Here is a 21650-nt window from a genome sequence, read left to right on the forward strand (position 1 = left end):
CCCAATTACAAAATTACGAAATGACGCAATCCCATGCCGTTCGCCTGCATCTACATCCCGAATTTTCCCGTGGCGGCCGCACTCCGCGCCGAGCCTGAACGGAAGACTCGTGCTCTCGCCATCCTTGAAGGCAAGCCTCCACTGGAAAAAATCATCGCGGTCAACGAAAACGCCGCCCGACTGGGCATCGCAGGCGGCATGACCAAATCGCAAGCTGAACTGTGCACCGAACTCGTGTTACGCACACGTTCCACTTTGCAGGAATCCGCGGCGCACGCCACCTTGCTCGATTGCGCCCAGTCGTTCTCCCCCTGCGTGGAAGACGCCGCCTGCGACACCGCCATACTCGATCTCGCCGGCCTGGAATCTCTGTTCGGAACGTTGCCCGATATTTCCCGCGCCATCCACACTCGCGCCACCGCCCTCGGACTCGCAGCCAATGTCGCAGTAGCCTCTAATCCCGATGCCGCCGTGCTGGCCGCCCGCGGCTTTCCCGGCGTCACCATAATTTCCGCAGGCCAGGAAGCCGAACAATTAGGATCATTGCCGACGAAAGTTTTGTTTGCCGATCTGCCCAAAGATTCATGTGGGGACAGCCGCCCCCGGCTGTCCGGTCGAGCGGAGCTCGACCAATCCGCCGCTCGCCTGCTCGAAACCCTCGACCGCTGGGGAATCCGCAACCTGCGCGACCTGGCCGCGCTGCCCGAAGTTTCGCTCAGCGAACGCCTTGGGCAAGCAGGTCTGCGCCTGCTGCAACTGGCCCGCGGCGCAGCGACTCGCACTCTGATTCCCGTGGAATCGCCGCTGCTCTTTGAAGAAGCCATCGAACTCGAGCACGCTATCGTCCTGCTCGAACCGCTGGCTTTCCTGCTGAATCGCCTGCTCGAACAACTCTGCGCACGTCTAAGCTCACGAGCCCTCGGCACGCAAGAACTACGCCTAACACTGGAACTCGAAAATTTCTCGCCTTTCCGTCAACAAACAAAAATCAACAATCTCCAATTCCTTCGTACCCTGCGCCTGCCACTTCCCATGCTCGACCCAAAAGTTTTCCTCAAGCTGTTGCAGCTCGATTTAAATGCCCATCCTCCTGGCGCGCCTATTGTGAAGATTCATCTCGCCGCTGAACCGGCCCGTCCACGCTCGGCGCAGGGAGGACTATTTCTCCCTCCGTCGCCGGAACCGGAAAAGCTGGAACTCACCCTCGCTCGCATTGCCGGCATGGTCGGCGAACACAAAGTTGGAGCCATAGAACTTCTCGACACGCATCACCCCGAAGGATTTCGCATGCGTCGATTCGCCGCCCGGGTTCCGCAAACCGATGTCACACGAAAGAGTCCGAGTGGGAAAAAACCCGACTCGGCAACTCCCGACACAGAAGAAAAATCGCCCGTCACGGCCCTGCGCCGCTTCCGTCCCCCGCTGCGCGCCAGCGTAACCCTTGAAAACGGCCAGCCGGTACACGTGGCCTGCGCCAGAAAAAAAGAAGTTTACGGTGATGTGCTCTGGAAAGCCGGCCCCTGGCGCTCCTCCGGCGATTGGTGGGAGCGCGACGCCTGGTCCCGCGACGAATGGGACCTGGCTCTGCGAAACCCGGCCTCACAAGAAAAAGACATCGTCTCTTTCTTTCGACTCGTACACGACTTGCTCGGCGGGAACTGGTTCGTGGAAGGAACGTATGACTGAGAGAAAGTGAATCATTGAGTCATTGAATCAATTAGTCATTTTGATTTCATTGGCTTAATGACTCAATGGCTCAATGACTCAATGTACGTTTGACTCAATGTACGTCGAACTTCACGCCCGCTCCGCTTTCAGCTTTCTCGAAGGCGCATCCCTGCCCGAGGAATTGGCCGCCGTCTGCGCCCAACTCAAACTCCCCGCCATGGCGCTGCTCGACGCCGACGGCGTCTATGGCGCCCCGCGCTTCCATCACGCCGCAACCAAAGCCAAGCTCAAAGCCCACATTGGCGCCGAAGTTTCCACAAACTTGTCACCACAGAGGCACCCTACTCTGCTCAGGGCAGGCTCTGTCACAGAGAAGAATCAACAATCAAAAATCAACCATCAAAAATTGCCTTTCTCCGTGTCTCAGTGTCTCCGTGGTGAATTCCGCCTGCCCCTCCTCGTCTCCTCCCGCGCCGGTTACCAGAACCTCTGCCGCCTCATCACCAAAATGAAATTGCGCGGCAAAAAAGGCGAAGGCGCAGTCTCCGCCGACGAATTACAGGAACACGCCGAAGGCCTGATCTGCCTCACCGGAGGTCCCGAAGGCCCGCTCGCCGCCGCCCTGCAACAAGGAGGCATCGACGAAGCCCGCCGCCAGATCGATCAACTCGTCGGCATCTTCGGCCCCGGCAACGTCTACGTCGAACTGCAACGCCACTTCCAGCGCGAAGAAGAATCTCGCAACCGCGCCGCCGTCGACATCGCGAGCACGCTCAATCTTCCTCTGCTCGCCACCAATGGAGTCTGCTACGCCACCGCCAAAGCCCGCGAACTATGCGACGCCTTCACGGCCATCCGCCACCACCATACACTCTCAACCGCAGGACGCCTGCTCGCCCGCAACTCCGAACGCTTTCTGAAATCTGCGCGCGACATGCAGCAACTCTTCGCCGATCTGCCCGAAGCGATCACGAACACCGTCGAACTTTCCTCGCGCCTCGAATTCACCCTCAACGATCTCGGCTACGAATTCCCGCGCTATCCCGTGCCCGAAGGCGAGACCATGGATTCCTTCCTGCGCGAGCGCGCCTGGGAAGGCTTCCGCCAGCGTTATGGCCGATCCACGCAAGACCTGCAAAACCGCGCCCGCCTGCAAATCGAAAAAGAATTAAAGCTGATCGAAAAACTCAAGCTCGCCGGATACTTCCTCATCGTCTGGGATCTGGTCCGCTTCTGCCGCGAGCAAAATATTCTGCTGCAAGGCCGCGGCTCTGCCGCCAACAGCGCCGTCTGCTACTCGCTCGGCATCACTGCGGTCGACGCCGTCGGCATGGAACTGCTCTTCGAGCGCTTCCTCTCCGAAGAGCGCGGCGAGTGGCCCGACATCGATCTCGATCTGCCCAGCGGCGACGAACGCGAAAAAGTTATCCAGTACGTTTACAAACGCTACGGCGAGCGCGGCGCCGCCATGACCGCCAACGTCATCACTTATCGCAACCGCATGGCCGCGCGCGAAATGGGCAAGGCCCTCGGCTTCGATCCCGAAACTCTGGCGAAAATTTCCGCCGCCGTCGCCACCTGGGAATTTCGCGACGAGAACGATGCCCTCGACCGCCGCTTCCGCGACGCCGGACTCGACCTCAACCATCCCCGCCTACGCAAATATTACGAACTCTGCCTCGCCGTGCAGGACATGCCGCGCCATCTCGGCCAGCACTCCGGCGGCATGGTCGTCTGCCAGGGACAACTCGATTCCGTCGTCCCGCTCGAACCCGCCTCCATGCCCGGCCGCGTCGTCGTGCAGTGGGACAAAGAAGATTGCGCCGACATGGGCATCATCAAAGTCGATCTGCTCGGCTTGGGAATGATGGCTGTATTAAAAGATTCCATCGAACTCATCCGCGACCACTATCACGAAGAAGTCGACCTCGCGCATCTTCCGCAAGATGACTCGCAGGTTTATTCCGCGCTCCAGCAAGCCGACACCATCGGCCTCTTTCAAGTCGAAAGCCGCGCGCAAATGTCGTGCCTGCCTCGCCTGCATCCGCAGCGTTTCTACGACATCGTCGTGCAGGTCGCCATCATCCGTCCTGGCCCCATCGTCGGCCAGATGGTGAATCCATTTTTGCAGCGCCGCCAGGGACGTGAAGCCGTCACCTATCCTCATCCCTCGCTCGAACCCGTGCTCAAGCGCACCCTCGGCGTCCCACTTTTTCAGGAACAACTGCTGCGCCTGGCCATGATCGCCGCCAACTTCACCGGCGGCGAAGCCGAAGAACTCCGCCGCGCCATGGGATTCAAGCGCTCGCAAGCCCGCATGCGCGAAATCGAAGCCAAACTCCGTTCGGGGATGACACAGAACGGAATTTCCCCCAAAGCGCAGGAAGAAATTATTCTCTCCATCACCTCGTTTGCGCTCTACGGATTCCCCGAATCCCACGCCGCCAGTTTCGCCCTGATCGCCTACGCCAGCGCCTATCTGAAAGCGCACTACCTCGCCGCCTTCACCGCCGCCTTGCTCAACAATCAGCCCATGGGATTTTATTCCCCAGCCACAATCGTCAAAGATGCGCAACGCCACGGATTGAAGCTGCTGCCGGTAGATGTGACGCGATCGGAGTGGAAGTGTACGCTGGAAGCGGTCGGCGGTCGTTGGTCGTCGGTCGTTGGTCGTTGGTCGTCGGTCGGCCGCCAAAAAACTCTACCCGACCACACCGAACACGCGCGGCAAATGGGTTGGGAAGCCAACGACCAACGACTAACGACCAACGACCAGGAAGTCATCGCCCTCCGCATGGGCCTGCGTTACGTTCGCGGCCTCCGCGAAGATGCGGCTCAAGCCCTGCTCCGCGCACGCGCGCATGCGCCTTTCGCCTCCATCCACGACCTCACTCGCCGCGTTCCCAAGCTCCGCAAAGACGAACTCACCACGCTGGCCGAAATCGGCGCGCTGAATGCAATTGCTAAAGATGAAAACCAGGGCCACGGATCTGCACGGATTTTCACGGATTCAATCAACAATCAAAAATCAACAATCAACAATTCTTCTCGGCAGTCGGTACTCGCAACTCGCAACTCGCTTCACCGCCGCGACGCTCTCTGGCTGGTCGAACGCGCCGTCCGCGCCTCCGGCCCGCTGCTCGAACAGACCGCCGAACTCGATGAACCCTCGCCGCTCCACCCCATGAATCACGAGGAGCGCCTGGTCGCCGACTTCCACGGCACCGGACTCACGGTCGGCCCGCATCCCGTGGCCTATCGCCGCGCCTGGCTCACGGCCATGGGCATTCGCCGCGCTATCGAGTTGCGCGATATTCCCAACGGCAGGCGGCTTCGCATCGGAGGCTGTGTCATCGTCCGTCAGCGCCCGGGAACTGCCAAAGGGTTTGTCTTTTTGAGTCTGGAAGATGAAACAGGAGTCGCGAACGCCATCGTCACGCCGGATTTATTTCATCAGAACCGCCTGCTGCTGACCAGCGAGCGCTTCCTCGCCATCGAAGGCATCCTGCAAAATCAGGACAACGTAATTTCCGTAAAAGCCGAACGCATCTCTCCGCTCTTCGTCACCAAGGCCGAAACTGTCTCGCACGATTTTCACTGATCTCAAAACGAAACTACAAATCAAATACCCTATACACCAGCGACGGATTCTGCGCCTGCAACAGCGTGATCGCAACATTGTGCACCGGCACTCCTCCCGGTGTGCGGCCCTCCCCTTTTCCATGATGCGCATGGCCATGCACAACCAGATCCGCTCCATGACGGTCAATCACCTCGGCTAGACGCGATGTCCCCAAAAAAGGAAAAATCTCCGGAGCTTCGCCCTGCACCGTCTCCGCAATCGGCGAATAGTGCACCACAATTACCCGCTTCTGCGCCCGCAGTTGCGACATTCCCCGCTCCAGCTTCATAGCCTCATCGACCGAAGCCCGCACAAAGTCTTTGATCTCGCGCTCGCCGAATGCCGTCAGCATGCCGCGCCCAAAACCTCCGACAAAGCCCTTGGTGCCGGCAAATCCTACGCCGTCGCGCTCATACCCACTGCCGTCGAGCACCTTAAGGCCAGCGGCAATCAGCATGCGCTGCAACTCCTCTTCTTTCCCGCATTCGTAATCGTGATTCCCCAGCACTACGATCGTCGGCACGCGTAGCCGCACCAGCACATTCAACAGCGGCTCCATCTCTTCGGGCTTACCGTAATTGGTCAGATCGCCGGCCAGCACCAGCACATCCGCCTCGTCGCGCACGCGTTCAAACTGATCCTTGAGCTTCGCATAACTCTGCGGAGTGAAATGCAAATCGGCGCTGGCGGCAATTCTCATACTCCCTTCACACCGCCTTCCTTGTCACATCGCACGCCGGCTGCCCATTAACAGCTTCCACTCGGCCGATTTGCGCCAAACGCATCTTTCGCGTCTCCTCCAGCAGATTCGCCATCTCCCATTCGTTCACGTCGATAGCGAACATGTAGTCATCCACCAGACTTCCACGAAACGGCGCTTGGGGATTCGGATGTAGAAGCTCACGCTCGAAGCGCCGCAGCAAATCGCACCAAACCTCGGCGGGCACATGATGACTCTGCGCCGGATACACATAGCGAAACAGCACCAGCGACCAAAGCAGCATCTCCCAGTGCTCGCCCATTAACTCTAGCTCGCGCTTCCAGTCGAAGCTGCCGTAGGTGCTGTAAACGATGTGGGCAATGTCGGCGCCGTCGAACCGCTCACGCCGCGCCACGAATATTTTCGACGCCATCAGCTCTTCGGCCGCCAAAACTCTGGTCTCGACGCCATAGACCACGGCCGGACACGATCGTTCAATCCATGAATCCTCGACCACGATCAGCCCGTTGCTCATGCCCGTGATCAGGTCGACAAAGAATCCATCCCGCCGCGCCTTCGCTAGCCACACTGGATCCTTAATGTCGCATTCCATCCCAGCCTGAGTCAGACAGCAAAGCGCCGCAGCACAGTTTCTGGCGGTAACGAAAAGATCCAGGTCTTTGGTGAACCGGCAAATGCCGGTGTGATGGCGCAAAGCAAACGCGCCGGAGACCGCGTAGGGCACGCGATTCTTCTCCAGCGCCAGCAGGACGTCGCGAAACAGTTCGGCCTGCTCTTTCGGTTCCCCCGAAGGCATGGACGATGTCTTCGGCAGCTCTTCGGGCCGTTCGTCTTCCGGCCGTTCCTCGGGTTGGTGCTCTTCTGGCACGCCCCTTGGATGTGGCATCAGTACGCGTTGGTTGGTATCCGGTTTTCTAAGCTAAGGAAACCTGAGCCCCGCGTCGTCTCACTTTCCCGTGTAGCTGACTCTCCAGATCGAGTTCGACCCATCGTCGCTTACCAGCAGCGATCCATCCGGCGCTACCGTGATTCCAACTGGCCGCCCCCACACCTGCCCGTCCGGCAGCACGAATCCTGTCAGAAAGTCCTGGTACTCGCCGGTGGCGTGTCCCGTCCCGTGGAGCGGCACGCGAATCACTTCATAACCGACGCGCACCGCCTTGTTCCACGATCCATGCTCCGACGCAAAAATGTCCCCCTTATATTCCGCTGGGAATTTGTCGGCCTCATAGAAGGTCAATTCCAGTGACGCGTTATGCGGCTGCAACAGCACGTCGGGAACAATCGCCTTATCTTTCAACTCCGGATGCTTCCCCGGGTGCCGCGGATCCTGATGCCCACCGATGTACCACCAGGGCCAGCCATAGAATCCGCCCTCTTCCACATGCGTGATGTAGTCGGGCACCAGGTTATCGCCAAGCGCGTCGCGTTCGTTAACCGAACACCACAACTCGCCCGTCTGCGGATTGATCGCAATTCCGCCCCCGGCATTGCGAATCCCATAGGCATATACCTTCAACTGGCAATTCGCGGGATCGCATACCAGAATGTCGGCGCGATCTTTCTCGCCCGGATGCGTGTCGGGATCGTCTACGTTCGACCCCGAGCCCACTGCCACAAACAGTCTCTTGCCATCCGGAGAAAAATCGATGGCGCGAGTCCAATGTCCCCCGCCGTCCGGCAAATCGGCAACATGCTGCGACTCGCCGTTCGCTTTCAAATCGCCATTGTGATAGGGAAAGCGAATCACTTCATTCGTATTGCCCACATAAATCCACTGCGGGTCCGGTCCCGGCGGATAAAATGCGATTCCATACGGCTTCTTCAAACCTGTCGCAAAAACCTGCATTTGTTCCGGCTTCCCGTCGCCGGTGATCCCGCGGAAAACTCGAATGCGGCCCGCATCGCTCTCCGCCAGAAAAACGTCGCCGTTCGGCGCGGTCCGCAGCCATCGCGGATTTTCGAGGCCGGTTGCGAACAGTTCCACCTTGAATCCCGCAGGCGCCACAGGCCACGCGTTATCCGGACGCGCCACCAATTCGGGCCCGTTGCTGGACGACTTCGACGCATAAGGCTGCGGAAGATCTTTCACCGTGATCTTGCGCGTCACTCCCGGCTTCTCGTAGCGGAAATCGGTGAATGGCGGGTGCGGCGCCGGATCTTTCAGCGGTGCCGCGTTTGCCTCGGCCGCAGGAGCCGCGCTGCCCGCTGGCACGGCGTTCCCCGCTGGCGCTGTTTTGCCCGACGCCAACGACTCCACATACGTCACCACCTGCCAGCGCGATTGCTCGGGCAGAAACGCCCACGACGGCATGCCGTTATCTTTGTCTCCCTTGGTGATGAACCAGAACAACTCGCCGGCCGTCACGCCCTTCAGTTTGCCATCGACCAGCGAGGGCACGTTGCCCGTGCCCTTTCCCGCTTTTCCATGGCAAGCGAGACAGTTCCGGGTATAAATCGTCTTGCCCGCATCGGCCGCCGCCTGCTGCGATTCATAAGGATTTTTTTGGGCCTTCGCCGAGGCGGGCGCATCGTGGAAAGGACTGCCGGACTGCGCTATTGCAAAGGGGAAAAAAGACAATACTACCAGCGAGACGATACTGCCTGACCTCAGACGCATAAGTATCCTCACGGTTTGGGTTTCCTTTTAGATTAGCGGGTTTGGGTAAAGGATGCGAGGCGACCTTGCAACTTCCTGCATACAGGAACCCGATTCTCGTGCCGACTTTGCAATTCCTTGCATACTCAAAACGAGCGCCCATAGTTTTGCGCCGCGCGAAATGGCCCGATAGTGCCACACTGTAGCACCAACGGGCCATACTCTCGCAATCTTTTCATATTGCCGGAATGCCATCCAATGATATGCTGGCTTCCCTGTCGATCACTCTGACAGGCGGCAATATCCCAAGGTTCTTCTCCCCCCGGGAATCGCAAAATCGTTTGGAGGTTCCGATGCGCCGTACGCTGACCCTTGCCCTGATTCTGCTGTCCACGTTCACGTTCGCTCAGAAAGCGCCGACGGGTTCGGTGAACGTTTTGACTCGTCAAAATGATAACCAGCACACCGCTCAAAATCTCCAGGAAACGATTCTGACGCCGACCAATGTGAATCCCGGCACCTTCGGCAAAATCTTCAGCTATCCCGTGGATGGCCAGGTCTACGCTGAGCCGCTCTACGTGTCGAATCTCACGATGGCCCAGGGCGGCGTGCATAACGTCGTCTTTGTGGCCACAGAATATGACAGCATCTATGCCTTTGACGCCGACAGCGCCGCGTTGAATCCCAACCCGCTTTGGCATGTGAATTTCCTGAATCCTGCGGCGGGCGTGACCCCAGTGCCCTGTTCGCAAGGCTCCGGCATCTGCCAGTTGTTCCCGGTCGTCGGGATCACTTCGACGCCGGTAATCAACCTGGCCACCAACACCATCTACGCCGTCGTGCGCACACAGGAAACAACGGGCACCACCACCAACTGGGTCGTCCGCCTGCACGCTCTGGACATCACCAGCGGCGCGGAGAAATCCGGCAGCCCGGCCACAATTTGCTCTCAGACTGGAAATACAGGTTGCTCCTTGCTCGGAAGCACCGCCACTTTCGGACCGCACCACCAACAAAGCCGCCCCGGTCTATTGCTGGTTCCCCAGACTGGCTTCCCGAATGGAATTCTCGTCATTGGCTTCGCCGGAGATTCCGGCTGGGTTATGGCCTTTGATCCCAACAGCCTGAAGCTGTTGGCTGCGTTCTTTTCCGACAATGAGAAATCCCATACCGCCTCAAAAGTTCCCGGCATTCCGGGTGAAGGACACTCCGGCGTTTGGGGTGCTGGCGGCGGGGTTGTGGCGGATACGAATGGAAACGTTTATGCCGTTACCGGTGACGGTTATTGGGACGGATCCGTCAATTGGGGCGACAGTCTGGTCAAGCTCGTGCTGACCGCGAATTCCTCATCCAGTAGCGGTTACTCGTGGACCATCGCCGACTATTTCACGACCAGCGATCAAGCCTGCCGATACGCCCATGGCAAGGACTACGGTTCGTTTGGCCCGCTGCTTCTGCCTCCGCAGAGCGGCGCCGTTCCGAACATGATCTTTACCACCGGCAAACAAGACTCGGTATGCGAGCCCGGCAATTTCGCCGGATATGTTCTCAACCGTGACAACCTCGGGCACACTGGCGGCCAGATTTCCCAGATGAGCCTTTCCAGCGGCGGCGGCGAGCAGTCTCCCGCATACTGGACGAATGGCACTACGCAGTGGGTCTTCAACGGCGCCGATGGCGATCCCATTCGCGCCTATACCGTGTCTTCTGCGGGCGTGAGCACGAACGGCGTCCTGGCCAGCAGCTACGTCTTCTCGAATGGAGTCTCGCCCGCCATCTCGGCAAACGGAACCACTAACGGCATCGTCTGGGCTCTGGAACGGGTCGAAGACCCGGATCATTTGCCCGGATTCCTGCCCGCGCTTCTCCACGCCTTTGACGCCACGACTTTGACGGAGTTGTATACCTCCGGTCAGGCCGCTGGCGGGCGCGATACCGCGGGTCCTTCGGTCAAGTTCCAGGTTCCGATGATTGCCAACGGTAAGGTTTACGCGGCTACTCAGACCGAACTCGACGTCTATGGCTTGTGTCCTTGCGGCGGGCAAAGATAAAACCCGAGCAAGATAGCCCTTCAGTTCGTGCGGGCCTATAAAAAGGCACGTCCTTGAACCGCTGTACTTCCGGCAGTACGCCGCCATTGTTGAAGGAGACGAGTATGCGCTTTCGCAAAACTTTCCTGGGGACCGCGCTGATCGTCGCGACCCTTGCACTCACCGCGCTGGCCAATGCGGCCACCGAGAGCTTGCTTTACACTTTCACCGAGACCACCAGCTTTTGGCCGCAGGGCGCGCTGCTCGAGGATGCGTCGGGAAATTTCTACGGCACCACCCGCGGCGGGGGAGCCTACGGCGTCGGAACTGTGTTTGAGTTCTCTCCTCCGACGGTCTCCGGCGGCTCCTGGACCCTTACCACTCTTTACAGCTTTCAACCCTACGGCAGCGGCGGTTATATGCCGATCTCAGATCTGGTTCGCGACCAGAAGGGAAATTTTTACGGGGTCTTCTATTCCGGCGGTGACCCCAGTTGCAATTGCGGCGGCGTCTTCAAACTGATCGCGCCTACCGTATCGGGCGGCGCTTGGACCGAGACAGCGATTTACTCCTTCAAAGAGGTTGGCGACGGCCATTTTCCCGCAGCTTTCGCGTTGTCGCTCCAGACCAACGGATCCCTCTACGGCACCACCATTCGCGGCGGCACCTACGACAGCGGTACTCTCTACCAACTTACGACCAAGAATGGTACGACCTATACCGAAACCGTTCTGTATTCTTTCGGTGAGGTCGGCGACGCCAACACTCCCAATGGTCCCATCGCTGTCGACGCCAAAGGATATCTCTATGGCGTGGCCTCTTTCGGCGGCGCATTCAACCAAGGCGCCGTATTCAAATACGTTCCTGCCTCTCTCTCTCATGTGGCCGTCGAGTCGCTCCTGTACTCTTTCGGTGGCACCGAAAGCACGGGCACCGATCCGATCGGGAATGTCATTTTCGATGCCGGTGGGAACCTGTATGGCGTGACCAATACCGGAGGCTCCGCGAACGACTACGGAGTCGTTTACTCGCTCGCGCCCGGCAATCCAACCTGGAACGAGACCATTCTCTACACGTTCGTGAAGAGCAGCGGAGTGAATCCTGTGGCTGGTCTCGCCTGGAACCACAAGAACAACAATCTCTATGGAACAACCAGCAGCCTAAATGGGTTAAACTCCGGCGACGGCTCCGTGTTCAAGTTGGTGCCTCCCACGGTCAAAGGCGGCGCCTGGACCGAAACCACGGAATTCGAGTTCACCTACGCCGTCAGCGGCGGCTATCCGACCGGCGTCGTTGCCCTCGATACTAAGACTGGATATCTCTACGGCTCCGCCATGAATGGCGGCGTTGTAGGCTGCGATTTGTACTGCGGCACGATCTGGCAGATCACCAATCCGTAGCTTGAATTGGCGTTCGATAGAGGCAATTATCCAAACCAAGAATGAGGGGCTGGCAGCTGCGATCGTTTAGCTTTTTCGCAGTTGCCTGCCCTTCTGAAAAATCGGGAAGCAGCGAGCTATAGCTCGCGTACCCCCTGATAACGCCCGGCGAGTTTCACTCCTCCAGTCTCCCTCTCTTTGCCGCCCCCTTCGGCATGCCCCCCCAAGAACATGAGCCGATCGGTCGGTTTCGACCTAGGAGAATCCATTATGTCCGTTCGCATGTCTGCCTTTACGATCGCCCTCCTGCTGACCGCGGTTGCGTTCACCCCGTGCGCGCACGCGCAGACCGAAAGCACGATTCACACTTTCACCGAGACCACCAGCTTCTGGCCCCAGGGGTCTTTGATCGAAGATGCGAAGGGCAATCTTTACGGCACTACGCGCGGCGGTGGGACCTATGGCGTGGGAACTGTGTTTGAAATGTCGCCGCCGGCGATTTCCGGCGGCGCCTGGACTCTAACTACCCTCTATAGCTTCATCCCTTATGGCAGCGGCGGATACGTCCCGATTTCCGATCTCATCACCGACAGCACGGGAGCCTTCTACGGGACCACGTATTCCGGCGGCGACCCAGTTTGCGCCTGCGGTGTAGTCTACAAACTCATTCCTCCCACCAAAACCGGCGGCGCGTGGACCGAGCAGCCTTTGTATGCCTTCACCACCAATGATGGCGATGGCCATCTTCCCGCCGCTGCGGCGCTGACCACGACTTCGCAGGGAATTCTCTATGGCGTCACCATTCGCGGCGGCACCTGGGATAGTGGCGTGATCTACCAACTTGCTCCTGCGGCTGGCGGAACGTACACCGAAAGCGTGCTCTATTCCTTCGGCGATCTCGAAGACGCCAGCACTCCCAACGGACCGATCCTTCTCGACTCTGCCGGAGCGCTCTACGGAGTTACCAATTTTGGCGGCGTCTTCAACGCTGGAACCGTCTACAAGTTCGTTCCCGCCAGCAATGGCCAGTTGGCGACCGAGTCTCTTCTGTTCTCTTTCAAGGCCGGTACAAAGTCAGGAACTAACCCGAGCGGCAGCCTGCTCTGGGACAGCAGCGGGAACCTCTATGGCATCACCAACGGGGGTGGGTCCGGACAAGACGCCGGCGTCGCGTATGAACTTACCCCCGCAAGAGCGGCCTGGACCGAAACCGTTCTTTATATCTTCAACAAACAGAGCGGCAGCAATCCCGTTGGCGGACTCATCTGGAACCCCAGCAACGGCGCGCTCTTCGGCACCACCAGCAGTCAAAATGGAAAGACTACCGGCGACGGATCCGTCTTCCAATTGTTGCCTCCAACCGTGAAAGGCGGCGCTTGGACCGAATCCACGCTCTTCCCGTTCACCTACCCAACGTTCGGCGGCTATCCCACCGGCACCGTTACCCGCGATCCCAACACCGGAACGCTCTACGGCACCGCCCTCAACGGCGGCGTCACCGGTTGCGATTTATTCTGCGGCACCATCTGGCAGATCGTGAACCCGTAAAATATGCCTTAAAGCGATCCGTATCAGGGCATGCCTTCAGGCATGCCGCAAAAGCACACAGGATTGGAACGGCTTTAGCCGCTGTGTCGTCCGGTCAGCGGCTAAAGCCGTTCCCCATCGCACCCGTAACGGCACCGCTAAAGCGATGCCCTGACCCGAATTATGCTTCCACGACGTGCCCACACCCCGTTGCGTGCGCGCTCCCAAAGTATGTTCAAATAACCTATGCAGAAATCAATCCTCGCAATCTTCTTCGCTCTCTTGTTCCCTATCGCCAGCCTGGCCCAAAAATCCGACCACTTCCGCATCTACGCCACCAATGAACGCTCCGGCGATCTGAGCGTGATCGATTCTTCCACTCTTCAGGTCATCGCGACCATTCCTCTGGGCAAACGTCCGCGCGGCATTCACCCCAGCCCCGACCATCGTTTCCTCTACATCGCGCTCAGCGGATCGCCCATCGCCGGCCCCGGCATCGACGAAAGCAGACTTCCGCCGCCCGATAAAACCGCCGACGGCATCGGCGTCTTCGACGTGCAGCAGAACAAGCTCATTCGCACCATTCAATCCGGCTCCGACCCGGAAAATTTCGACCTCACCAAAGACGGCCACACCATCATCGTCTCCAACGAGGACGACGCCAAAGCCAGTTTCATCGACATCGCCACCGGCAAAGTCACCAAGTCGGTTCCCGTCGGAGAAGAACCCGAAGGCGTAAAGGTCAGCCCCAACGGCAAGTTCGTCTACGTCACTTCCGAGGACACCGGAACCATCTCCGCCTTCGACGTCGCCACAGGCACCCTCATCAAGACCTTCAAAGTTGGCCGCCGTCCCCGCTCCGTAGCGTTTCTTCCCGACAGCTCCCGCGCTTATATCAATGCCGAAAATGACGGCACTGTCACGGTAGTCGATACCGCCAAGCACGAAATGATCCAAACCATCGCGCTCGATCCCGGCGCCAAGCCCGGCGTCATCAAGCCCATGTCGGTACTGCTCTCACCCGACGGGGCCACGCTCTACGTCAGCACCGGCCGCGGCCACAAACTATTCGTCATCGACACCGCCACAAATAAAGTCACCGCGTCGTTCGAAATCGGAGAACGCCCATGGGGCATCGCGCTCTCTCCAGATGCAAAGACATTGTTCAGCGCCAACGGCCCCTCGAACGACGTTTCGGTCGTAAATCTCGCCGCCCAGACCGTGACGAAAAAAATAAAAGTCGGCGACGGCCCCTGGGGCGTGGTAGTCCTGCCCGACTGAAAGCGGGTTGCTTCTTTACATCGGCGTCATCCAACGTCGTTATCCAATCAAACGGAGCCGTACTTCAGGCGTAGTGAGGGATCTCGCGCGCATCAGCGGAAGGTAGAAAGTTCGCGGCGACATCCGGCCGCGTAGGAGCGTCATTAGAAAGCCCGGGTGGATAGGAGGAGGGAACGAATCCCGTAGGGCTGGCACAGGCGCTTTCTCAAAATCCTAACGAAACTTCGTTCCCGTCATCCGGAATCCGCAACTCAATCCCGCGCGCGTGATTCGCGGCGACGGTCGCACTGATGTCAACCGACTCCATCGGCACGTTGCGAGGTTCACGGTCAATACTCACCGACAGGACGCTGGCGGTCAGCACAAACCTGCGGCTCTCCAGGCGCTCTCCACTGGTCAAAACAAAAATCGCAGCCGGCGGCAGAACCTTGGGCGCATTCGAAATGGCAACCGCCGGAACCTCAATCACTTGCGCATTCGGAGTGGGGGGTGCGGCCACCCGCTGCATCATGATCGGTTGCGACGCATCCGGCACGGCCTCCGCGTCCGACTCATTCCCGACCATGTCATAGTAAGGAAGAAAAGCTGAACCAGCCCCGTTGCGCCGATGGAATCCTCTCGCAGAAACTCCGCGCCCGCCATGTCCCGGGTTCAGCCCAACCGCGCCGCCGTGAAATCCGCCCGCCCGCTGCGCCAGGAGCGATCCGCTCAAAACCAACAGCGAGACACCCAGTAAACCTGCCTTCATAACGCGCCGATTATACCCCGTTTCCGTTCGAATTCCGTCAACAACTGGAGAATACCTGGCGCCAAGAACAGGCGCGGAGAGAAGGGCGAAGCTCTGGTAGCGCTGACGGGAATCGAACCCGTATACCCGCCTTGAGAGGGCGGTATCCTAACCGTTAGATGACAGCGCCACGCGGCCGCTGCAACCAAAGCGAACCCAAATTATAACAAAGCCTCGCTTCAGCCGAAGGCTCTAAGGCTAAACTGCCGCGCCGCGTAAACAAACCATACCTCCCTAAAGTCCGAGATTTGATTCGGAATCGCTCCCGCCCACTCTGCAACTCCGCTCCTCTACATCACATTTTTTTGTTGCTCCCTGCTCTCTTCCACAGGTCCGCCGCGTTATACTTAGATGCAACTCCGCCAACTGGAATCCAGCAGCAATGAACTTGCAGGGCGAAGTGTATGTTCTTCATCCATCAACCAATCCAATCATTCCTAAATTTAGGAGGATGCAAGGAGTATCCCATCATGGCAAAATCAAAATTTCCCAAGAAAACCAACGAAGTGAAAGAAACCGTACCCAATACACCCTCTCCCGCGTTAGACGCCAAGACCAATGGCAGCGTTGACGTGAATGTCGCCAGCAACAGCGGGACCGTGGCTGCCTCGACTACAACCCCAGCTGAAACCGCAAAGACGGAAATGAAAAGCGCTGCCCGCAAACCCAGCATCGGCAAACCTGAGATTGTTAAGACTGACATCGCCAAGACCGACGGTCGCGCCAATCTTGTTCCCATCAATCTGGAGGAAGAGATTCGCCGCTTCGCCTATCTGTTAGCCGAGCGCCGCGGGTTCGAACCCGGCCACGAAGCCGAAGATTGGCTGACGGCGGAGCACGAGATCCGTCAGCGCTACCATCAGCAAAGCGCCTAGCGCCCTGCCGGAGACATTGCCTGGCGGCCGAACCCGGCCGCCACACTCCGGCGGAAACGTTTACGCGCATCAAACTTTACGAACGTCTCTGGTTGCCTCCGCCGCGTCTTTCTGAAAAAATACTTTGGGGTTCTCCCACATGGCGCAGATCGGCAGTTTTGCCTTGCTTCTCGCATTGGCACTGAGCATCTATTCGTTCGGCGTAGGCCTCCTTGCGCTCTTTTTCCCTGGCGATCCGCTATGGGAGCGCCTCGGTGAAACCGCCCGCCGCGCCGGCGTCGTCGTCTTCGGAGGAGTTTTTCTCGCCGCCGTCGCCCTCGTCGTCGCCGCCTTCCGCAACGATTTCACCATCGCCTACATCTTTCATCACAGTAACCGCGACCTCCCCGGCCGGTACAAATTCGCGACTCTATGGTCGGGGCAGGAAGGCTCATTGCTCTTCTGGTCACTGCTGCTCGCAGGCTACGGATTCGTCCTCCGTCTGCGCTACAAGACCGATCCCCGCCTCTTCGCCTACGCCTCCGTCGTTCTCGCCGGCGTGCAAATTTTCTTTCTGTCACTCGTAAATTTCGCTGCCAACCCCTTTGGCCTGCTTGAGGGCCCACTGCGCGCCGACGGCAGCGGATTGAATCCTCTTCTGCAATATCCCGAGATGGTCATTCATCCGCCCATGCTCTATCTCGGCTACGTCGGATTCACCGTGCCCTTCGCCTTCGCCCTGGGCGCGCTCATCATGAAATATCCCGGCGAGAAGTGGATTCACATCACCCGGCGCTGGACCATGGTCACCTGGGGATTCCTCACCTGCGGCATTTTCCTCGGCGCACATTGGGCCTATGCCGTCCTCGGCTGGGGCGGCTACTGGGGATGGGACCCCGTCGAAAACGCCTCGCTTATGCCCTGGCTGGTCGGCACCGCTTTCCTGCACTCGGTCATGATGCAGGAAAAACGCGGCATGCTGAAAGTCTGGAACATGTGGCTGGTCTTCTTTACATTCTGGCTCGCGATTTGGGGAACGTTCCTCACCCGCAGCGGGATGATCGCCTCGGTTCACGCTTTCGCGCAGTCGGCAATCGGAACCTGGTTCGCCTGGTTCCTGGGCATCAGCTTCGCCGCTTTTCTTTTCTTCTTCATTAAGAACAAAGACCACCTGAAGAGCGAGCACAAACTTGAATCGCTCATCTCCCGCGAATCGAGCTTCCTCTTCAACAACCTGCTCTTCGTGCTGCTCTGCTTCACCGTGGCTTGGGGAACGTGGTTCCCGAAAATCTCCGAACTGGTACAAGGCAACAAAGTCACGGTCGGCGCACCGTTCTATAACCGCGTCGCGATTCCTGTCGCGCTATTGCTGTTGATCCTGACTGCCGTTGGCCCCTTGCTCGCATGGCGTAAAACTTCCTTCGAAAGCCTGAGGAGGAATTTCGCCTGGCCCACGCTTGGCGCCGCCGCAGTCATGGCCTTCTTGATGATCACGCCCCCAAGCTGGGGAGGACCCTTCGGCCTGCGTCCCTGGCAGGACATTTCCTACTTCTATTCCCTAATGGCCATCGGCCTCTGCGTGCTGGTCACGCTCACTATCGCAAGCGAGTTCTACCGCGGCGGCAAAGTCATCTCAGGCCATACCGGCCAGGGTATGTTCGCCTCCCTGGTCCAACTCACTCATCGCAACACGCGCCGCTACGGCGGATACCTCGTCCACTTCGGCGTGGTCGTCGTCATCATCGGTCTCGCCGGCGCCGCCTTCAATCAGGACAAAGAATCAGAAAAAGGAATGGACTACGGCGACAAGATGACCATCGGCAGCTACACGCTGGTCTGCCGCTCCTACACCCAGGACGACGGCCCCAACATGGCCAGCGAATGGGCCGTCATCGATGTCTACCAGGGCGACAAAAAGATCGACACCATGAATCCGGTGCGCGAGTTCTACAAGGCAAGTCAGCAGGCGTCGACCAAGCCGGATATCCGCTCCAGCCTGAAAGAAGATCTCTACCTCGTCTACGAAGGACAGAACGAAAAAGGACTGCCCATCATCCGAGCGCACCTCAACCCGCTGGTCATGTGGATCTGGCTGGGCGTAATCATCATCCTCGGCGGCACCGCCCTGGCCCTGATCCCCAACGCCCCGGCACCCGTCCGCATCGCAGTTCCCGCGCGCCGGATGGAACAAGCCGTCCCTGCCGTGACTGGAGATTGAGGGTTCAAATTGTGGGGACGGACGCATTCGTCCGTCCGGTTTTTGACTTTGCATTTGTTCTTGATTTTTCGTTGGCTCGGGCGTGCACGACCGAGGTCGAAACTCGGGGCACTGAAACAATTATGTTGACGCGACCAAAACAAATCCTGACCTGCGGCTTGCTCTCTCTCGCCGTCTTCGCCCTTACCGGCGCGGGCGATCCCGCGACGCGCTTCAAAGAACTCGGCCATCAGATGATGTGCATCTGCAGTTGCAATCAGATTCTGCTCGAATGCAATCACGTCGGCTGCCCCGACTCCGACGGCATGCGCAACGAACTGATGGCCGCCGTCAGCCGCGGCGACAGCGACAGCCTGGTCGAACAATCCTTCGTGCAGAAGTATGGCCCCACCGTTCTCGCGGCTCCCACGAAAACCGGCTTCGATCGCACCGCCTGGATCGTTCCCTTCGTCGCTCTGGCACTCGGACTCACGCTCGTTGTGATGGTGATTCGCGCCTGGAAGAATCGTCCCACGCCCGCTATCGCCGACGGCCTGCGCCCAGTCCGCGGCGCCGAACTCGAACAATTCCGCGACCAGGCCCGCAAGGAGACCGACCTATGAGCTTCGAACTCGCCTGCTGTCTGCTAGCCACCCTCGCCGCGCTCTTCTACATTTTTTTCCCCGGGACGTTTTCCGTCGGCCGTGTTAAAACCCGCGCATCGTATCTGCGTGAGCGCAAAGATGTGGTCTACGAAAATCTCCGCGACCTGAACTTCGAATTCAAAGCCGGTAAAATGCCCGAGTCCGACTATCAATCCCTAAAGTCTTCCCTGCAAGACGAAGCCGCCACGCTCCTGGCCGAAATCGCCCGCCTGGAAACCAAAGCGGATGGGCCCAGAAAAGCGAGATCATGAAAGAAGCAAATCATTTGACCGTATTAAGACTTGTCATCCTGAGCGGAGCAGGAAGTGCGCGAAGCGCAGTTCCTGCGCAGTCGAAAGCCTGCCCTGAGCTTGTCGAAGGGGACCCCGTGCCCGCATGCGCGATAAACAGGCCCCGCAAGGCGTTCTCTCTACAAGTCGCGATCGCCCTGCTGCTCCTCTCCACCCTCGCCTCCGCCCAATCCCTGACCGGCACGGTAAAGAACTCCACCACCGGCCGCCCCGCCGCCGGCGACGAGGTTATCCTGCTCAGCCTCGGCCAAGGCATGGAAGAAGCCGGACGCACCAAATCCGACGCCAAGGGCAATTTCTCCTTCAAGCTCGACTCGCAAGGCCCGCACCTGATCCGCGTGATCCACCAGGAAGTCACCTACCACCGCATGGTCCCTCCGGGAACAACGTCGGTCGAAGTCGCCGTCTACGACGTCGGCAAGAAAGTCGAAGGCATCTCCGTCGTCGCCGACATCATGCGCTTCCAGGCCACTCAGGGCCAGCTCCAGGTCGAGCGCACTTTCGCCGTCTTGAACAACTCCAAACCGCCGCGCACCCAGATGAACGAGCACAACCTGGAGTTCTACGTCCCCGACGGCGCCACCATCAACGAAGGCCAGGCCATGACCGCCGGAGGCCAGCCCGTAAATTCCGCTCCTGTTCCGGAAGGGGCGAATGCCAAGAATCGCTATGCATTCCTCTTCCCGCTTCGTCCCGGCGAGACTCGTTTCAGCGTCGTCTACAGCGTCCCCTACACCGGCAGCATTAACATCGACGCGAAAAGCGTTTATCCGTTGGAGCATTTCGTCGCCATCGCTCCCAAGGCCATGCAATTTGCCGCCGCGCCCGGCACCAACTTTACGGTCGCGCCTTATCCCGGCCAGCCCGATGCCAATGTGGAAGTAGCCTCCAATCTGGCACTCGGCCAGCCCATGGCCTTCAAGCTCAGCGGAGAAGGCATGCTGGCATCCCAGGCAGAAGAAGGGGAGCAGCAACCCAGCCAGGGACAGGGACAAGGACAAGCTTCAGCCGCGCAACCGGAAAGCCGTCCCGGCGGCGGCCTCGGCCCGCCCATCGACGCCCCCCCGCCCACGCAGAAATATCAGTGGTACATCCTCGGCGGATTAGCCCTGGCGCTGGTCGTCGGCGGAGTCTACGTAGCCTCCCGCCAGCAAGCCGCCAACCGCGACGCCCGCGCCAAAGGCAAAGGTTTCCCAGCGCTGGAAAGCGAAGATGATTATGAACTGGCGGAAGTTGCCGTCGCGCACGAGTCCCGCGCCGTCAGCGCTCGCCCGCAACCGGCATCCGCCCGCGGCGCATCTCCGTCCATGCTCCTCGAAGCCCTGAAAGAAGAACTCTTCCAGCTCGAAGTCGAACACACACAAGGGAAAATCACGCGGGAAGAATACCTACAGGCGAAAGCAGCCCTCGACCAAACCCTCCAGCGCGCCCTGAAACGCGAAGCGCAAAAAGCGTAGCGACCATTCAAAATGCTGGTCCGGCACGAACCGGAAGGGCACAACTTCCAGTCGTGCCACTCAGCCGCCCACCAGGGAATAGGCTTTAGCGGCTGAGGGCCATCGGTCCGCTTGGCTCAAGAACACGAATGAAGTTCATTGGTGGCTGCTTAACCGGTGTGCCGTCGCACTTTTGAAATGACAAGGTGTTGTACCGGATTGGCTCGATCTTCGTTACGACTAGTTGGGTTTTCCACGCAACGCGTTCGTTGGGCTTGTCATTCCACTCCTTAATCCAAGACTCGGGTATGACAGGGTCTGATAACTCGTAATGCGAGGTCGAAAACGGAATGATGTCGCAAATACTCAGCAGGTGCTCGACGTTCCTCCCCGCCATGTGGACGTATCCGAGCATCGGGAATTTGAAATCATTTTTCTTCGCAAACCTGAACTTGACCCTCCAGTAATATTCATGCCCATCTGCCAAATGCTCCAAAACATCCTCGACCTCTTTTGGGTCTGGCCTCCAGCTAATCAGAATAGCGTCCACGGTGCCTCCGCAGGTTTTACCGCCCTGCATCATACAGCGTATAG

At 58.8% G+C, this 21650-nt stretch carries 16 protein-coding genes and 1 tRNA gene; 11 read left to right on the forward strand and 6 right to left on the reverse strand.

The window, feature by feature from the left end:
• Positions 1–33 precede the first annotated feature (33 nt).
• Together VGM18_12560 and VGM18_12565 are read left to right on the forward strand one after the other, a co-directional pair.
• Complete coding sequence (locus VGM18_12560; protein ID HEY3973830.1) at positions 34–1686, forward strand: DNA polymerase Y family protein; 1653 nt, start codon at positions 34–36, stop codon at positions 1684–1686.
• A 97-nt stretch (positions 1687–1783) separates the two neighbouring features.
• Positions 1784–5269: an error-prone DNA polymerase gene (locus VGM18_12565; protein HEY3973831.1), complete on the forward strand. Its 3486-nt coding sequence runs from the start codon at positions 1784–1786 to the stop codon at positions 5267–5269.
• A 13-nt stretch (positions 5270–5282) separates the two neighbouring features.
• On the opposite strand, the gene VGM18_12570 is transcribed toward VGM18_12565, so the two are convergent.
• The 3 genes from VGM18_12570 to VGM18_12580 are packed head-to-tail and all read right to left on the reverse strand — an operon-like array spanning position 5283 to position 8631.
• A complete protein-coding gene (locus VGM18_12570; GenBank protein HEY3973832.1) occupies positions 5283–5990 on the reverse strand; it encodes a metallophosphoesterase in 708 nt (235 codons plus the stop codon).
• Positions 5991–5997: 7 nt separating this feature from the next.
• Positions 5998–6897: a nucleotidyltransferase gene (locus VGM18_12575; GenBank protein ID HEY3973833.1), complete on the reverse strand. Its 900-nt coding sequence runs from the start codon at positions 6895–6897 to the stop codon at positions 5998–6000.
• 60 nt (positions 6898–6957) lie between these two features.
• The gene (locus VGM18_12580; protein HEY3973834.1) at positions 6958–8631 is read right to left on the reverse strand and encodes a PQQ-dependent sugar dehydrogenase; all 1674 of its coding nucleotides are present in this window, start codon (positions 8629–8631) and stop codon (positions 6958–6960) included.
• 332 nt (positions 8632–8963) lie between these two features.
• Between VGM18_12580 and VGM18_12585 the strand changes: the two genes are divergently transcribed.
• From VGM18_12585 to VGM18_12600, 4 genes are all read left to right on the forward strand, one after another.
• Positions 8964–10661 (forward strand): hypothetical protein, encoded by a 1698-nt coding sequence (locus VGM18_12585; GenBank protein HEY3973835.1) that lies wholly within the window; start codon positions 8964–8966, stop codon positions 10659–10661.
• A gap of 104 nt (positions 10662–10765) precedes the next feature.
• Positions 10766–12040 carry a choice-of-anchor tandem repeat GloVer-containing protein gene (locus tag VGM18_12590; protein ID HEY3973836.1) on the forward strand — a complete coding sequence of 425 codons (1275 nt, stop codon included), beginning with the start codon at positions 10766–10768 and terminating at the stop codon, positions 12038–12040.
• A 249-nt stretch (positions 12041–12289) separates the two neighbouring features.
• A complete protein-coding gene (locus VGM18_12595) occupies positions 12290–13567 on the forward strand; it encodes a choice-of-anchor tandem repeat GloVer-containing protein (protein HEY3973837.1) in 1278 nt (425 codons plus the stop codon).
• A 225-nt stretch (positions 13568–13792) separates the two neighbouring features.
• Entirely contained in the window at positions 13793–14827 is a 1035-nt protein-coding gene (locus VGM18_12600; protein ID HEY3973838.1) for a beta-propeller fold lactonase family protein, read from the forward strand.
• 205 nt (positions 14828–15032) lie between these two features.
• Here the strand turns inward: VGM18_12600 and VGM18_12605 are convergent, their stop codons facing one another.
• Together VGM18_12605 and VGM18_12610 are read right to left on the reverse strand one after the other, a co-directional pair.
• Entirely contained in the window at positions 15033–15575 is a 543-nt protein-coding gene (locus VGM18_12605) for a hypothetical protein (protein ID HEY3973839.1), read from the reverse strand.
• A gap of 94 nt (positions 15576–15669) precedes the next feature.
• Positions 15670–15744, reverse strand: a tRNA-Glu gene (locus VGM18_12610).
• 340 nt (positions 15745–16084) lie between these two features.
• Here VGM18_12610 and VGM18_12615 point away from each other — a divergent pair.
• From VGM18_12615 to VGM18_12635, 5 genes are all read left to right on the forward strand, one after another.
• Positions 16085–16489, forward strand: coding sequence for a DUF2934 domain-containing protein (locus VGM18_12615; GenBank protein HEY3973840.1), 405 nt, complete (start codon positions 16085–16087; stop codon positions 16487–16489).
• Positions 16490–16628: 139 nt separating this feature from the next.
• Positions 16629–18686, forward strand: a complete 2058-nt coding sequence (locus VGM18_12620; protein ID HEY3973841.1) for a cytochrome c-type biogenesis CcmF C-terminal domain-containing protein — start codon at positions 16629–16631, stop codon at positions 18684–18686.
• Positions 18687–18808: 122 nt separating this feature from the next.
• The gene (locus VGM18_12625; protein ID HEY3973842.1) at positions 18809–19288 is read left to right on the forward strand and encodes a cytochrome c-type biogenesis protein CcmH; all 480 of its coding nucleotides are present in this window, start codon (positions 18809–18811) and stop codon (positions 19286–19288) included.
• Positions 19285–19581 carry a hypothetical protein gene (locus tag VGM18_12630; protein ID HEY3973843.1) on the forward strand — a complete coding sequence of 99 codons (297 nt, stop codon included), beginning with the start codon at positions 19285–19287 and terminating at the stop codon, positions 19579–19581. Before VGM18_12625 ends, VGM18_12630 begins: the two co-directional genes overlap by 4 nt.
• Before the next feature lie 116 nt (positions 19582–19697).
• Complete coding sequence (locus VGM18_12635) at positions 19698–21077, forward strand: carboxypeptidase regulatory-like domain-containing protein (GenBank protein HEY3973844.1); 1380 nt, start codon at positions 19698–19700, stop codon at positions 21075–21077.
• Between the two features lie 85 nt (positions 21078–21162).
• On the opposite strand, the gene VGM18_12640 is transcribed toward VGM18_12635, so the two are convergent.
• Complete coding sequence (locus tag VGM18_12640; protein ID HEY3973845.1) at positions 21163–21606, reverse strand: hypothetical protein; 444 nt, start codon at positions 21604–21606, stop codon at positions 21163–21165.
• Between the last annotated feature and the right edge of the window lie 44 nt (positions 21607–21650).

The organism is Candidatus Sulfotelmatobacter sp. (assembly GCA_036500765.1).
Lineage (GTDB): Bacteria > Acidobacteriota > Terriglobia > Terriglobales > Acidobacteriaceae > Sulfotelmatobacter.

What these genes read in the sequence shown, in the direction of transcription:
- VGM18_12560 (HEY3973830.1), top strand. Translation starts at nt 34, where the DNA reads ATGCCGTTCGCCTGCATCTACATCCCGAATTTTCCCGTGGCGGCCGCA.
- VGM18_12565 (HEY3973831.1), top strand. Translation starts at nt 1,784, where the DNA reads ATGTACGTCGAACTTCACGCCCGCTCCGCTTTCAGCTTTCTCGAAGGC.
- VGM18_12570 (HEY3973832.1), bottom strand. Translation starts at nt 5,990, where the DNA reads ATGAGAATTGCCGCCAGCGCCGATTTGCATTTCACTCCGCAGAGTTAT.
- VGM18_12575 (HEY3973833.1), bottom strand. Translation starts at nt 6,897, where the DNA reads ATGCCACATCCAAGGGGCGTGCCAGAAGAGCACCAACCCGAGGAACGG.
- VGM18_12580 (HEY3973834.1), bottom strand. Translation starts at nt 8,631, where the DNA reads ATGCGTCTGAGGTCAGGCAGTATCGTCTCGCTGGTAGTATTGTCTTTT.
- VGM18_12585 (HEY3973835.1), top strand. Translation starts at nt 8,964, where the DNA reads ATGCGCCGTACGCTGACCCTTGCCCTGATTCTGCTGTCCACGTTCACG.
- VGM18_12590 (HEY3973836.1), top strand. Translation starts at nt 10,766, where the DNA reads ATGCGCTTTCGCAAAACTTTCCTGGGGACCGCGCTGATCGTCGCGACC.
- VGM18_12595 (HEY3973837.1), top strand. Translation starts at nt 12,290, where the DNA reads ATGTCCGTTCGCATGTCTGCCTTTACGATCGCCCTCCTGCTGACCGCG.
- VGM18_12600 (HEY3973838.1), top strand. Translation starts at nt 13,793, where the DNA reads ATGCAGAAATCAATCCTCGCAATCTTCTTCGCTCTCTTGTTCCCTATC.
- VGM18_12605 (HEY3973839.1), bottom strand. Translation starts at nt 15,575, where the DNA reads ATGAAGGCAGGTTTACTGGGTGTCTCGCTGTTGGTTTTGAGCGGATCG.
- VGM18_12615 (HEY3973840.1), top strand. Translation starts at nt 16,085, where the DNA reads ATGGCAAAATCAAAATTTCCCAAGAAAACCAACGAAGTGAAAGAAACC.
- VGM18_12620 (HEY3973841.1), top strand. Translation starts at nt 16,629, where the DNA reads ATGGCGCAGATCGGCAGTTTTGCCTTGCTTCTCGCATTGGCACTGAGC.
- VGM18_12625 (HEY3973842.1), top strand. Translation starts at nt 18,809, where the DNA reads ATGTTGACGCGACCAAAACAAATCCTGACCTGCGGCTTGCTCTCTCTC.
- VGM18_12630 (HEY3973843.1), top strand. Translation starts at nt 19,285, where the DNA reads ATGAGCTTCGAACTCGCCTGCTGTCTGCTAGCCACCCTCGCCGCGCTC.